16 protein-coding genes are annotated in these 13,985 nt (G+C 63.5%); 5 read left to right on the forward strand and 11 right to left on the reverse strand.

Features of this window, described 5'->3' with window-relative positions; translation table 11 throughout:
• Positions 1 to 8 precede the first annotated feature (8 nt).
• From crcB to VNN55_08340, 3 genes are all read left to right on the forward strand, one after another.
• A complete protein-coding gene (gene crcB, locus VNN55_08330) occupies positions 9 to 395 on the forward strand; it encodes a fluoride efflux transporter CrcB (protein HWO57559.1) in 387 nt (128 codons plus the stop codon).
• A gap of 1 nt (position 396) precedes the next feature.
• Entirely contained in the window at positions 397 to 753 is a 357-nt protein-coding gene (locus tag VNN55_08335) for a DUF190 domain-containing protein (GenBank protein ID HWO57560.1), read from the forward strand.
• Positions 754 to 835: 82 nt separating this feature from the next.
• Positions 836 to 2,152: a vanadium-dependent haloperoxidase gene (locus tag VNN55_08340; protein ID HWO57561.1), complete on the forward strand. Its 1,317-nt coding sequence runs from the start codon at positions 836 to 838 to the stop codon at positions 2,150 to 2,152.
• 57 nt (positions 2,153 to 2,209) lie between these two features.
• Here the strand turns inward: VNN55_08340 and VNN55_08345 are convergent, their stop codons facing one another.
• From VNN55_08345 to VNN55_08375, 7 genes are read right to left on the reverse strand one after another with little or no spacing between them, the layout of a single operon-like run.
• Positions 2,210 to 3,301: a hypothetical protein gene (locus tag VNN55_08345; GenBank protein ID HWO57562.1), complete on the reverse strand. Its 1,092-nt coding sequence runs from the start codon at positions 3,299 to 3,301 to the stop codon at positions 2,210 to 2,212.
• Positions 3,298 to 4,155 (reverse strand): hypothetical protein, encoded by an 858-nt coding sequence (locus VNN55_08350; protein ID HWO57563.1) that lies wholly within the window; start codon positions 4,153 to 4,155, stop codon positions 3,298 to 3,300. Before VNN55_08350 ends, VNN55_08345 begins: the two co-directional genes overlap by 4 nt.
• Before the next feature lie 9 nt (positions 4,156 to 4,164).
• On the reverse strand, positions 4,165 to 5,274 hold the full coding sequence (locus tag VNN55_08355; protein ID HWO57564.1) for a metal ABC transporter permease: 1,110 nt from the start codon (positions 5,272 to 5,274) through the stop codon (positions 4,165 to 4,167).
• Positions 5,255 to 6,406, reverse strand: a complete 1,152-nt coding sequence (locus VNN55_08360; protein ID HWO57565.1) for a metal ABC transporter permease — start codon at positions 6,404 to 6,406, stop codon at positions 5,255 to 5,257. The genes VNN55_08355 and VNN55_08360 overlap by 20 nt, the downstream gene beginning before the upstream one ends.
• A gap of 2 nt (positions 6,407 to 6,408) precedes the next feature.
• Positions 6,409 to 7,197, reverse strand: coding sequence for a metal ABC transporter ATP-binding protein (locus VNN55_08365; GenBank protein HWO57566.1), 789 nt, complete (start codon positions 7,195 to 7,197; stop codon positions 6,409 to 6,411).
• Positions 7,194 to 8,144, reverse strand: a complete 951-nt coding sequence (locus VNN55_08370; GenBank protein ID HWO57567.1) for a zinc ABC transporter substrate-binding protein — start codon at positions 8,142 to 8,144, stop codon at positions 7,194 to 7,196. The genes VNN55_08365 and VNN55_08370 overlap by 4 nt, the downstream gene beginning before the upstream one ends.
• 50 nt (positions 8,145 to 8,194) lie before the next feature.
• Complete coding sequence (locus VNN55_08375) at positions 8,195 to 8,677, reverse strand: metal-dependent transcriptional regulator (GenBank protein ID HWO57568.1); 483 nt, start codon at positions 8,675 to 8,677, stop codon at positions 8,195 to 8,197.
• Positions 8,678 to 8,825: 148 nt separating this feature from the next.
• Between VNN55_08375 and VNN55_08380 the strand changes: the two genes are divergently transcribed.
• On the forward strand, positions 8,826 to 9,275 hold the full coding sequence (locus VNN55_08380) for a hypothetical protein (protein ID HWO57569.1): 450 nt from the start codon (positions 8,826 to 8,828) through the stop codon (positions 9,273 to 9,275).
• A 21-nt stretch (positions 9,276 to 9,296) separates the two neighbouring features.
• On the opposite strand, the gene VNN55_08385 is transcribed toward VNN55_08380, so the two are convergent.
• The 4 genes from VNN55_08385 to VNN55_08400 all read right to left on the reverse strand — a co-directional run bounded on the left by VNN55_08385 (position 9,297) and on the right by VNN55_08400 (position 13,399).
• Positions 9,297 to 9,647, reverse strand: coding sequence for a four helix bundle suffix domain-containing protein (locus VNN55_08385; protein ID HWO57570.1), 351 nt, complete (start codon positions 9,645 to 9,647; stop codon positions 9,297 to 9,299).
• Between the two features lie 29 nt (positions 9,648 to 9,676).
• A complete protein-coding gene (locus VNN55_08390; protein HWO57571.1) occupies positions 9,677 to 9,883 on the reverse strand; it encodes a hypothetical protein in 207 nt (68 codons plus the stop codon).
• A 171-nt stretch (positions 9,884 to 10,054) separates the two neighbouring features.
• Complete coding sequence (locus VNN55_08395; GenBank protein ID HWO57572.1) at positions 10,055 to 10,783, reverse strand: glycosyltransferase family 2 protein; 729 nt, start codon at positions 10,781 to 10,783, stop codon at positions 10,055 to 10,057.
• A 72-nt stretch (positions 10,784 to 10,855) separates the two neighbouring features.
• Positions 10,856 to 13,399 carry a DUF2723 domain-containing protein gene (locus VNN55_08400; GenBank protein ID HWO57573.1) on the reverse strand — a complete coding sequence of 848 codons (2,544 nt, stop codon included), beginning with the start codon at positions 13,397 to 13,399 and terminating at the stop codon, positions 10,856 to 10,858.
• A 241-nt stretch (positions 13,400 to 13,640) separates the two neighbouring features.
• On the opposite strand from VNN55_08400, the gene VNN55_08405 reads away from it, so the two are divergent.
• A complete protein-coding gene (locus VNN55_08405; protein HWO57574.1) occupies positions 13,641 to 13,916 on the forward strand; it encodes a hypothetical protein in 276 nt (91 codons plus the stop codon).
• Positions 13,917 to 13,985 lie beyond the last annotated feature (69 nt).

Raw genomic sequence — 13,985 nt, forward strand, 5'->3', positions numbered from 1 at the left:
GGGATGCCTTGATCGAGCGGGTCGCACTGGTGGGTCTGGGTGGGATGGTGGGCGCCATCCTGCGCTATGGCGCGGGCGGATTGGTCCACCGTCTCTTCGAGGGCCGATTCCCCCTCGGCACGCTGTTGATCAATACGGCCGGGTGCCTGGGCATCGGATTTCTGTCGACTTTGGCCGATGATCGTGGCGTCCTGTCGGCATCGGCCCGACTGTTTGTCTTCATCGGGGTGCTGGGTGGGTTCACCACCTTTTCCTCGTTTGGCTACGAAACACTCACCCTGTGGCGCGATGGACTGGCCGGCCGTGCCCTGCTCAATATCGGCGCCAATGTCGTCTGCGGACTGGGCGCGGTTTGGATCGGCCACATCATGGCACGACTGTTGCCGGGAGGCTGAGATGCACATCCCCGAAGATGGCTGTCTGCTGCGGATTTTCATCGGCGAGAGCGACCGTTGGGAGGGCGTGCCGCTCTATGAAGCCATCGTGCGCGCGGCGAAGGCCCAGGGGCTGGCCGGCGCGACGGTTTTGAGGGGGATCATGGGCTTCGGCGCCAGCAGCCGCATCCATTCCGCCGGCATCCTGCGCCTCTCCGAGGATCTCCCGATCGTCGTCGAGATCGTTGACTCGCGCGCCAGGATCGATCCGTTTGTCGCGGCCATCGACCCCATGGTCAGCGAGGGCATGATCACGATTGAGAAGGCCCATGTGCTGCGCTACCTCCACCGCGTCCCCGAAAAAGGTGAATCGAGATAAAAAACTCCCGTTTGCCTGACCGCCCAGATTCGCTATTGTGGCGACGAAGAGTGTGTCGCGATTACAATCTCAGGAGGGTTGCATGGGACGATATGGGAACGCACGTCAGTTGGCGTTGGTCGCCATCGCGGCGCTGGCTGTGGGTTGGGCCGGAGGTTGCAGCGATGATGGCGATGACGGACCGCGCAACGAACTGGCGCGGTATGACGCGGAAGTGGTGACCGCCTGGTTTGATTTGTTTCTCGACATCACCGCCGACGAACGACTGAATCCGCCGATCGCCTCGCGCGCGTTCGCCTACCAGGGCATCACGCTGTATGAAGCGATCGTGCCCGGCTTGGGCACGCATCAATCCCTGGTCGGCCAACTGAATGGCTTGACCGCGGTGCCCAAGGCGCAGAGCGCGGCCTACCATTGGCCAACGGTGGCCAACGCCGCGATGGCCGACATCGCCCGGCGCTTGTACGTCGACGCCTCGGCGGAGAACAAGCAGTTGATCGACGATCTCGAGGACAGTTTCGCCGACCAGTTTCGAGTCGAAGCGGGTGAGGCCACCTTCGAGCGCTCGGTGACGCGCGGCCAGACGGTGGCGGTGGCCATCTACGATTGGGCCTTTACCGACGGCTACTTCCAGTATCACAACTGCGCCTACACGCCGCCGCAGGGCACCGGGCTCTGGGTGCCGACACCCCCCGCGTTTGCACCGGCGCTGGAGCCGTGCTGGGGGCAACTGCGCAATTACGCGCTGGAATTGCCCACGGTGTGCGCGCCCGAGCCGCCTCCGCCCTACGACGAGAACCCGGCGTCGCCGTTCTACGTGGAAATGGCGGAGGTCTTCAACACCACAACCCATCTGACCGAGGAACAGGAAGTGATTGCCCACTTCTGGGCCGACGGCGCCGGGACGATCACGCCGCCCGGGCACTGGTTCTCCATCCTCAATCAGCTGACCACCGACAACGAATGGGGCCTGGATATCGCCTGCGAGGCCTACGCCAAACTGGGCATCGCGGTCGGCGAATCGTTCCTCTCCTGCTGGCGCGCCAAGTTCACGCACAATCTCCTGCGGCCGATCACCTGCATCCGCATCGTCTTCGACGCCGGCTGGAACCCGCCGATTACCACCCCGCCTTTCCCCGAGTACACCTCGGGGCATTCGGTGCAGTCGGGCGCGGCGGCGCAGGTGCTGACCGATTTGTTTGGCCACATGCCGTTTGAGGACCGCACCTATGAAGGTACGATGGCCAATCGCCAGTTCAATGACTTTTTCGACGCGGCCGATGAGGCCGCGATCTCACGGCTCTATGGCGGCATTCACTTCCGGTCCGCCATCGAGGACGGCCTGCAGCAGGGGATCTGCATCGGCCAGAAGATCAGCGCATTGGACTTCCTGCGGTAATCTGCTCCAACAGCTGATGGGGAAAGGCCCCCGCCATCGCGGGGGCTTTTCTTTCGGCTAATCCCGCTCCAGCACGGTCACACAGAAGCGGTTCCCATCTGGGAGCATAGCGGTATCGGCGGCGCTGCGAACCAGCAGGCGCACGGCGTCGGACGGAAGCTGGTCGAGCGAAAGGTCGCCGGCGGTGCGCCATTCGCGCTCCGCCGGCCAGATGTCGCTTTTCTTGCCGCGGCGATGTGCGAGTGGCTTCGCATCATCCGGCAGCGCGCGCCACTGCCGCTCATCGACGTACTGGACAGCGCGCGCCCCGGCGGCCATGAGGGCATCGCGTCGGATGGCGATCCCATAGGGCTCGAACGACCAGCGCGACCATCGGGGGCGCCAACGCACGAGAGACAGCGATTCGGGCGGCGGCAGCGCCGTGAAGGCAACGACCGTCGCGCGCGCGCCGATCCGCCACGCGGAACCCCGGATACGCCCTTCCCTGACGATGCGCGCCAGCGTGCGGATCGCGCTGCGGCAGTACTCCCCGGTCGAATTCACCAGATCGGCGTAGTAATCAGCGTCGGACTCGCCGGGCCAGGGACCATGGCAGGCGCGGGTCCAGTGGATGAGCCAGTCGCCGGACCAGGTTTGCAACTCCGGATTCAGCCGGGAGGAATCGAGACGCACGCGCTCATGGTGAGACCGGAGGTTGTACGGCACACGAAATTGCGGATCGATTTCGCGGTCAGTGGCGCCGGCAAGCAACTGCGCCAAAGTGCCATCGTGCCGAACCGACACCGGCACAATCCGGTCCGCCTGCGCGACAATCGCGCGATCTCGCGCATTCCACCAGGATTTCGCCGAGCGCGAACTCTCCGCCGGAACCTCGACGAACTCGACCGTCGACGAATCCAATGCAAAGCGTCGGAGAATCCCCGTCCGTTCCTCTCCGCGCATTGTCGTGGGGACGAGCAGCCGCAGCGGCGCGCGCAGATGCCCGCCGAGCCATGTCACCAGTTCCCAGGTGTTCAGCCCGACGCTCGAAACAACGACCCCACCCTGGGAGGCGGTGTGCTGCACCGCGCGGCAGGTTTGCCGCACCCAGGGATCGTCGCCGACCGGAGTCTTCGACTGCCGCGAGTTGAGAATCGCGACGCGGGTCATCGCGCGTGTAATCGATAGTTGTTCGCGTGTTCAAATGACAAGTACAAGAAGAGCCCAACATCACGGCCCTCGTCAGACCAGCGAATAGGCAGACCGAGTCCCGGAACGATCTGCCCCGCGGCGGTGTTGATCGCCGCCCTAGTGCCGGGGCAGACTACCGTCTCGGATGCGTGTGCGGCGCGTCCATGGCGGTTGACGTAACCGGTCCACGCGCGCACAGCCTCGAACATCACATTCACCTGGGGATGGATCAACAGCGCCAGACTCGCTCCGAGGTTGTAATCGATCAGATCCCGCGTCCCGGGGACATATCCGCCCGCGCCCCCACTTCTCACTTCGCGGCACGGGGTATAGGTCGCGCCGGCATTGACGTGCGCCACAAGGGGACGCAATTGATCGATACTGACCGGCAGATTTGACTGGAACGACCAATTGCCCACGCTGCTGCGTTCGTCGGAGAGCGGCACGATCAACGACACTCGAGGCGCAATGGCAACCCCTCCTGCTCCATCATCCAGTTGGAGCCGGTAACTCAGCAACAGGTCGGCGGGCCGGAGATTATCCTGCGCGCCGGACGACGCAAAGACGAGCGTCCAGCTGCCTTGATGGCGTTGCGTGTGCAGCGGGAATTCCCCCGTCAGTGCCATACTCCAGGTCGACCGTGGGGCCGGGAAATGGGCAGCGGCAAGTACATGCTGTGCCACGCCGGGCTCCTGATTGTAAGCCTCCTCGATGAAAAACGAATTGTCGGCGATGATCCCGATGGCCGTCGGCTCTGACGACGGCACTGCCTGTGCTTCGGCTCCGCCGCCGCTCAGCATGGCAGCGATGATCAACGTTTTAATTCGTCGCATGCTTGCCTCCTATAGGATCATCCAGTCGGCCGCCCGTTGCCGTCCGCGCGGCGTGAGCGACAAGTGGCCGTCGCGATTGACAATCAATCCGTCGCGTATCGCAGCCTCCACCGCGCGCGACGCGAAGATGCGCTCCCAGCGCAGATGCTCGCCAAGATGATCTTCGTGGCACTCGGTGGCGGCCTCCGGCGAGTCTTCGTGCGAAAGCAGATGGATGGCCAGCATCGCTGCGGCGAATTCCTGGCGTTGGCGCCATCGGCGCCGAACCGCCGCCAATACCCCATGCACCGGCGCGAACAGGAAGGCCGCCAGGAAGATGACGCCCGCCATCGATGCCATCGACCCGGCGATGGATGCATCGAGCAGATGCGCCACCCAGTACCCCGACAGCGCCGCCGCAACTGCCGCCCCGACACTCCAAGCCAGCATGCGGGGCAACCGGTCGGTGATCAGGTAAGCGGTCGCCGGCGGCGCGATCATCAGCGCCACGACCAGGATCGAACCAACGGCCTGAAACGCTCCTACCGCGGTGATCGACACCACGCTCATGAGCGCGTAATGCAAGAGCACGGGAGACAGCCCCAGTGCCGCCGCCAACGGGGGATCAAACGTCGCGACTTTCAGTTCCTTATAGAAAACTCCGAGAAAGGCCGCGTTAAGCAGCACAATTCCCAGAATCACCGCCAGCGCCTTCGGCCCCAGATCCAGTCCGCCCACCACCAGACGGTCGAACGGCACAAATGCGAGTTCCCCCAGGAGAACCGCGTCGGTGTCCAAGTGGACGCTGCCGGCGTAACGGGCAATCAGGATTACAGCGGCGCTGAAGAAGATCGGGAAGATCAGCCCGATCGCCGCATCCTCGCGCACGCGGCCGCTGCGATGCAACGTCTCGACGGCGGCGACGGTCGCCACGCCGGTGGCGGCCGCGGACAGAATCAGGAACGGCGATGTCAGGTCTTCCACCACAAAGAACGCGAGGACGATGCCCAACAGAATGGTGTGGCTGATGGCGTCGCTCATCATCGCCATGCGCCGCAGGACGAGAAACACGCCGGGCAGCGCGCAGGCCACCGCGACCGCGATCGCAACCAGTTGTATCTCAATCTGCGGTGCAGTCATCCGCCACCTCCCGGCCGCGCTCACGCAGCACCTGTTCGGCCCGGACATAACCCGCGGCGGTCAGATGCCACCGTCCCGCGGGATCGCGCGCGACCAGACCAGCGGCACGCAGCGCGCGCAGCGCGCGCCGAGTCCCGGCCGGCTCGACGCTCATCGACCGCACGACTCCGACATCGTGCGCGTGGACGGCATCGGGATGCTGTCGCGCCAATGTGTACAGATCAAGCAACGTCGCCTGTTCCTGAAATCGTCGGTCGCGGCGGCGTTGGGCGATGCGGGTCCACAGCAGGCCGCGGCGCGGCGCACACAACAGCGAGACCGCCACCAGCACGCCGACACAAAGCACGATGGCCGGACCGGTCGGCACTCGCAGGGCGAGACTGGAGGCCGTCGCCCCCCCGACCCCGGCCAGCGCGCCAAAAAGCCCCGACAACAGGATCATGACCCCGAATCGGTCGGTCCACTGCCGCGCCGCCACCGCCGGCGCCACCACCATCGCGCTCATCAACACCACGCCCACCATCTGCAGTCCGAGCACGATCCCAATTACCAGCACTGTGGTCAGCGCCACATCGATCGCGGTCACACGGAACCCCTGTACCTGAGCGTAGTCGGGATCGAAGGCCAGCAGTTTGAATTCTTTCCACAATAGCAACACCACCGCCAGGGCCGCCGCGCCGAACAGCGCCATAACACGCACATCCTCGGCCAGTACGGCCGAGGCCTGACCGAAGAGGAATTTGTCGAGCCCGGCTTGACGCGCATCGGGACGTTTCTGGATCAGCGAGAGCAGCACCAATCCCAGCCCGAAGAAAACCGACAACGTCAGGCCCAGAGCGGTGTCATACTTGACCCGCGTCGTCCGCACGATGCCAATGATCACCAGCGTCGCGGCCCACCCCGCCAACGCCGCGCCGATCAGCAGCACCATGGGCGCCTTCGAGCCCGTGAGCAGAAATGCCAGCGCGATGCCGGGCAGCGCGGTGTGCGAGACCGCATCGCCCAACAGACTCTGGCGACGCAGGACCGCCAATGCGCCCAGCGCGCCGGCGGTCGCACCGAGAATCAGCGCGCCCAGCGCGACAGTGCGCAGGGTGTAATCACCCAACCAGGACGACGACCACCACTCCATGGCTATCGTGTCACGGTTCGCGGCGCCGGCGCTGTTTCCGGCCCCGACAAGATTGCCGCGCCGGTGGTCAATGCCGCCTTGCCGCCATAGGCGGCGCGCAGGTTGACATCGGTGAAGGCCTCGGCCATCGGCCCGGAGGCGATTCGTCGAACATTGAGAAGTGTGACCCAATCAAAGTACTCCGGACAGGTCTGCAGATCATGATGCACGACCAGAACGGTCTTACCGCGCTCACGCAGCGCGCGCAGTAAGTCGACAATGGCCCGCTCGGTGGTGGCGTCAACGCCCTGGAACGGCTCATCCATGAGATAGATGTCCGCATCCTGCACCAAGGCGCGCGCAATGAAGACACGTTGCCGCTGCCCGCCGGACAACTGGCTGATCTGACGGTGGCGGAAGGCGGCCATGCCGACCTGCTCCAACGCCGCCAGCGCCCATTCGCGCTCGCGCGCGCCCGGACGACGCAGCCAGCCCAAGGCGCCGTAGCGCCCCATCATCACCACATCGAGCACATCGGTGGGAAAGTCCCAATCGACGCTGCCGTGCTGCGGCACATACCCCAGACGACGGCGCACCCGCGCCAGCGGTTGTCCCAAGACAAGGATCCGTCCTGCCGCGGGCTTCACCACGCCGAGGATCGCCTTGATCAGGGTGGTCTTTCCCGCCCCGTTGGGGCCGACAATCGCCATCAGCACGCCGCCGGGCACAGCCAGATCGATGTCCCAGAGGACGGGTTTGTCGCGGTAAGCGACAGTGAGATCGTTGACCTCGATGGCCAGCGGTGCCTTCATGATGCCTCTCCGGCCGCGGAGTCGCCGCCGCGCGCAAGCGCTGCGACGATTGTCATGATGTTGTAACGCACCATCCCGAGGTATGTGCCTTCGGGTGTGCCGGGGCTGCCCATGGCATCGGAGTAAAGCTGGCCGCCGATGGCGACCTCGAAACCGCCCGCCCGGACCGCCGCCTGCACGGCCTCGATGCTGCGGGTCGGCACCGACGATTCGACGAAGATCGCCGGAATGCGCCGCTCGGCGATGAACTGCGCCAGCGTCTGCACATCGGCGGTCCCCGCTTCGGTGACCGTCGATACTCCCTGCAACCCGCGGACGTCGAAACCATACGCGCGCCCAAAGTAGTGGAAGGCATCGTGCGCGGTGATCAGGACACGTTGTGCCGCGGGCAGACGCGCCGCCTGGGCGAGCACAAACTCATGAAGGGCCGCCAGCGAATCGCGGTACCGCGCCGCATTGGCGTCGTAGACTGCCGCGTGGGCCGAATCGAGCGCGATGTACGCGGCACGGACTGTCTCCAGCGCCTCCATCCACATTCTGACATCGAACCAGACATGCGGATCGTAGTTGCCGGCAAACTCGGGCGGCGCGGCCAGCCGGCTGCGGTCAATCCCGTCGGTCACCGCCACTGTAGGCACACGCGCGGCCATGCGCTCAAAGACGTCGGCCATCGCCCCTTCCAGGTGCAGGCCATTGTAGAAGATGATGTCTGCGCCGGCCAGGCGCTGGACATCTCCTTCGCTGGCCTTGTAGAGATGCGGGTCGACACCGGGGCCCATTAGCGCGTCGACCCGGACCCGCTCCCCCCCCACCTGCGCCGCGAGATCGGCGATCATCCCGGTGGTGGCCAGCACGCGAATCGGACGCGCGGCCAGGTTGCGACCACGATCGACTCTTGGCTCGCCGCAGCCAATCGAATGCGACAGCACCAAGACAGACGCGACCATCAGGAGCGGAGATTTCAATTTCCATGCCTTCACGGGTTTTTCCCTTCATTCTACCCACGCCAGCCGGCGGTCCGTCCGGCGGGCAGATGCTCGAAATCGGCGATCGATGTCGATGCGGTGCGCGCAAAGCGGACCATCGGCTCGCGCTGCGCCGGTGTGAGGTCTTGGACATACTCGAGAAACTCGTGCAGCCGCTGCGCCGCCAGAGGCGAGAGGCCATGCTCGATCTGGCAGGCGTCGCGTTCGGCGTCATCGGGTGACATGCCGAGGATGTCGACTAGGAAGCTGACGGTGTCGGCGTGGCGGTGGGTCAGATTCTCGGCGGTGCGCCGTCCGAGGTCAGATAGCCGCACCAGTCCACGCGCGCGGTGTTCGATGAACCCCGCTTCAGCCATACGACGCACGGTGCGGGTCACGGTCGGCAGACGGCACCCGAGTCGTTCCGCGATATCGGTGGTGCGCACGCCGGCATTGTCGAGGGAGAGGCGGTAGATGACCTCGAGATAATCCTGTTGGATCGGCGTAATGGGCATTAATTACCTCACAGTAATTACCTGAGGGTAAATAATACACCAAAAGACGAGCCGTGGTTGCTGTTTTTTGTATTTCATATAAGATCATATAGGACTTATACTTAAGTCACGACTTTGAGGAAAGGCAATGAGCAATCCCGACTCTTTCATGTCCCTTCTCGAAATTCATCACCATCTGGATGAGACTCTGATCGATCACCAGATCGCGCTGATGGAGTCGCGCTTGGAGGAGGCGTTGCCGCTTTGGCATGCGTTTGCCGGGGGACTGCTGGCGCATGCGGAGGATGAGGAACGGGAGATGCTGCCCGTCTATGCGGAACGTGTGCCGATCCCGCAAGGCGGCACGGTTGAGCTATTCCTGGCCGAGCACAACAAGATGCGCCTGTTTCTGCGCGAGATCGGCGACAAACTCGCCGCGCTCGAATCGGCCGCGCCCGACCGCCGCGCGATCCTGCACATCCTGGAACGTCAGTACGAACTCAAGCGCCTCATGGAGCACCACGACATGCGCGAGCGCAACTTCCTCTACCCGCTACTGGATCAGCACACCACGGCCGAAGAGCGGCAAAGCATCCTGGCGGCCTGCCGCTGCAAGTAGGCCCTATTGGTCCAGTAGAACCTATTCTTGCTTTTTTCTTTTTTCGCTGCGCATGCGGTAGAGCCGCTCGGTAAAGCCACCTTCATTGACAAAGGCCGCTTCGAGTTGCCGGAGTTGGCAGTCGAGGAGGAAGTTGGCCTGATGGATGAGACATATCAGCGTATTGGCGGCCACTTTATGCGGCCGCTCTTCGACATAGGTCCTATAGGTCAAATCGGACCGATTCTCGGCGTAGGCCAGCTTGCAGATTTGCTGAGCGGTCGGGTGATCCTTGGGCCATCGTGGCAAGTCGCGCTGCCTGAGAAAGTCCCGGTAGTCGAGCAACAACTCTTCGAGACTGGCCCTTGCCACTCCGATGAGCTTAAGCTCCATCTTCTTTGATGTCCCGGAGGTCTGGCTGCCTATTCAATGTCATTGCGAGGACCGAAGGGACGAAGCAATCTCGCTCTTTGCCGTCCGCTGCGCGCCGTCTGCACCATCTGATCATGCAGGCGCGAGCGTTTGTCGATGAAGCGCTCACAGAACCGGACCGTGGCATCATAGACCGCTTCGACCTGCTGAAACGACTTCAGGTTTCTGTAGCCGCCATGGGATGGAATCCGCGCCATGGGATTGGTCTCATAGGTCCAATTGGACCTTCTGGTCTTATGTTTTTCCGAGGCGCGGTCGTGCCAATCATCTTTCGGAGCGGGATTAGTGCTTCTCAGCTGTCGCCCCGAGATGCAGAGCAGGCTCGGCGGGAGCCTCGCCCTCCACGAGAACGGGATCTGTGAGTGCTGTTACTTCTTCAGCCCCAGGTACAGAAATACCCACGGGCGTAGCATCGACCACCAGCCGGAAATCGCGGGAATCTTGCTGTAGTTCTTCTTCGAGGCGGGGTAGGTCATGGCGACCGGGGCCTCGGTGACGCGGTAGCCGAGCTTGATGGCGTAGTAATGGATGTAGTATTCCATCTCGTACTTGTCCAGCCACGGCTGGTCGATATCCAGTTCGAGACGTTGCACGATCTCAAGCCGGTAGGCGCGGAAGCCGCAGGTGACATCGCTGGAGTGAAAGCCGGTCATGACGCCGATCAGCCAGGAGACCACCGGAATGGCGAGCCGGCGAAACAGCGGCAGGTTTTCATGACGCCCCCCGGCCAGATAACGCGAGCCCTGCACGTAATCGAACTTCCCCGACAGGATCGGCCCGACCAGCGATGGGATGTCGGCGGGATGCATCTTGCCGTTGCCGGCCATCGGCACGAAGATTTCATAGCCGTGCTCAAAGGCGTAGCGGAAGGCGGTGCGGAAGGCGGCGCCGATGCCGCGGTTGGTTTCGTGGCGCAGGTAGGCGAACGGAAATCTCGCCACAATTTCCCCGGCGCCGTCGGTGGAGCCGTCATCGACCACCAGCACATCGTAGTCGCGTTCGGCGGGGAAACGCGCCAGCGTATCGGCCAGCTTCGCGCCCTCGTTGTAGACGAAGACGCAGGCGAGGATCTTCGGACGGGCGGTCGGCGTGGTCATCGGATCGTCACACAGCGGCCCGGCTCACGGGTGTGAGACCGGGCCGCGTCAGGATCTCGGTGTCGGTCTCCCCTACGGTCGCATCGCGGCCACCTGGCGGGCGCGCTGATCGTTGGGGTAATAGGTCAAATACTTGCGCGCGGCGCGCGCGGCCTCGGCCGCCTTGCCCCGCCGTTGCAACAGACTCACATACTCGCCGTACATAACGTTGTCGTTCGGGTTGATCCAGAAGGCCTTGGCCAGGCATTCCTCCGCCAAGTCCAAATTCTCGTCCAGCTCCGCCATCTGCCCCTTGAAATACCAGTAGAGCCGGTTGTCGGGCATCTCCTCGACATAGCGGCTGACGATGGCCAGGCCGTCCTTGATGAACTGCCGCGCGGTGACGCTGTCGCCCTTGAGGCCATAAAAGGTGGCCAGTTGCTCATGCGCGCGGGAATAGAACGGGAAGTGCTGCTGCGCCTTGCGCAGCCAGAACTCCCAGCGGGCGGTGTCCCCCTCGCGGCGCCAGTATTCGCCGAGGGCGAACATGCGCTCGGGGAAGGCCACCCCCAGCCCGACGGCGTTGTCGTCGAGGCCGATGGTCGGGTCGTCGTAGGAGCGGTACTGGTAGACATTGGCCATCAGACTGTCCATCACCGGCCAGTCGAACTCCATACGCACGTCATCGCGTGTGACTTCAAAGACCTGTCCGACGATGCGGGTGTGATTCTCCAGCCCGAGGCGGGATTTGTCCGCCGGATTGGAGGAGAAGTACACCGGGCGCCGCCAAGCGTTGTTCATGATGATATGCTCGACCATCATCATGGCGACAGACACCGCCCGGTCGCCGTCGCGCGTGAAGAACAGGAAGTGCCGATTGCCGGAGACAGGGTCCTTGTAGGGTTCCTTTGGCCGCCTGACGCCCAGCGAGGGATCGAAGACGGTCCAGAGGATCTGGTCGTCGTCGAACGTGACCAGCGGCGGGTACTCCTTCGGGCTCCACATGTGCTTCAACTGGTAGATGTACCAGTCGGTCTGCACCAGCGAGAGATTGACGATGGTGATGTCCTTGCGAACCTTGTAGACCTCCTGCAGGCACCACAGCGGGAAGGTGTCGTTGTCGCCCGATGTGAAGAGAATGGCGTTGGGCTTGCACGACTGCAGGAGATTCCAGGCGTAGTCGTAGGGGGTGTAGTTGCGCGAACGGTCGGCGTCGGTCCAGTTGGCCGCCATGGCGCGCAAGGGCAACACGGCGGCGATCACAGCCACGGCCATGGCCATGCGGATGCCATTGGCGCCGCGTTTGGCCAGCTGCGCGGCGATCGCGCCGAAGCCGAGCCCCATCATCATCCCGAAGACGATGTACCCGGGGGTAAAGAAGTAGTCGCGGTGGCGCACTTCCATGTAGGCGTCGGGTTGCAATCGCTGGTACTGGGTGCCGTCGGCGAAGTTCATGTACAGGATGAGGCCGACCGATCCGACCAGGAAGAGCAACACCAGCATCGACGCCCACGCCGGCGAGCGCCGCCAGAGCCACCAGGCGCCATAAAAGCCCAGCGCAATCACGCCCAGCATTGCCCAGCCGCCGAACCCGTACTGGTTTTTCCAGTAGCGGTAGAAGCCCATGTGCGGATGGTCGCCGAACTGGTTGGCCCAGGTGCCGCGGCGGTCGAACATGCGCGCGACCATCGAGGTCTGGCCGTACTGCTTGCGCTCCAGAAATCCCCGGAAGGCCTGGAAGGTCTCAGGATTGTTCTCATCGATCCAGGGATCCTGCGCCGAACGGATGGGCAGGTAGAGTTGGCTGGTGTAGCCGACCCATCCGGCGACCATGAGCGCGGCGATCAGCCCCCATCGGGCGCCGGTGCCGCGGGTGCTGATGGCCATGACCACACTGAGCGCCGCCCAGAGACCGGCGGCGATGAGGAACATCATCAGATCAACCGCCACGAGGAACAGCACGATGCCCGAGACCCAGAACCGCCAATCGCGCCGCAGACGTCCATCGACGAAAACAATGAACAGGAAGATCACCGGCATCGCCAGGTAGGTGGTCATGTGGATGCCCAGCGACAGCAGGGCGAAGTACGAGATCGCCACCAGGAAGCGGTCATCATGCGGTTCGCCGCGGCGGTCGGCCCAGACCATGGCCAGCCAGACCAGGATCATGATCAGCAACATTGAGGCGCCATAGACTTCGGCCTCGACCGCGTTGTTCCAGTGGGTGGTGGAAAACGCCATGAACAGGGCACCGGAGACACCGCAGCCGAGGGCAACCACCGCCTGCCATTTCTCCATCACCATGCCGGGCAGCGCGCCCAGGCCCTGGCGGATCATCCGCACGATGATCAGGAAGGCGAAGGCGGCGGCAAAGGCCTCGGTGATCACCGACATGTAATTGACACGCACGGCGATGTCGGAAGAAATCGGCAACAGACTGAAGACCCGTCCCAACACCACGAACAGGGGCGTGCCGGGCGGATGCGGCACGCCGAGGATGTAAGAGCAGGCAATGAACTCGCCGCAGTCCCAGTAGGACAAAGTCGGCGCCACCGTCATCGAATACACGATCAGCGTGAAGAGCGTGATGACCCCAAACAGGACATACTGCGCGCGTTTGAACCGGGCTTCATCCATTGCAGGTCCTCAGTCGGACGGGGTTGGGGTCTCGGGAGGGAGCGGGTCGGCGACTTGTCGCTATCTCATCGTTTCCGCGTTTTACCGTCTGACCCCTTCGCCGTTTCCCCGTGGTTAAGTCCATACCGCGAAATGCCGATAACTCAAAGGCGGTTAAGGTAATGCCCGAAGTGGACCGCGACAACCCAAAAGGGACGGTCCGTTGGGCACAATCAGGCAACGATCCATCGGGGAGGCCGTCATGTTCGGCTGGTGCGCACTGCTGTTCTCTCTCGGAATCCTGGCATTTCTCGACAGCCTGTTCAATTACGGCGAGATTTTCCGCCAGGTGAACTCGGTCTTATTCATGCTGGTCTCGCTCGGCCTGCTGGTGCGGACGACGACCAAGATGCGCCTGCGGACCTTCGAGCAGCAGGCGGCGCGGATCCTGGCCCTGGAGGAGGAAGTCTTCGCCCTGCGCCAGAAAACCGATACCGGCAGGAACCGTAAAGACATCCCGGTCCGCACCACGGTCTGATCGCACCCGGACAGAAGTTCGCGGCGGCCGTCCCGACCGGACGGCCGCTTTGCTTTTGGCGCCGGCGCG

It is taken from the genome of bacterium (assembly GCA_035559435.1).
GTDB lineage: Bacteria > Zixibacteria > MSB-5A5 > WJJR01 > WJJR01 > JACQFV01.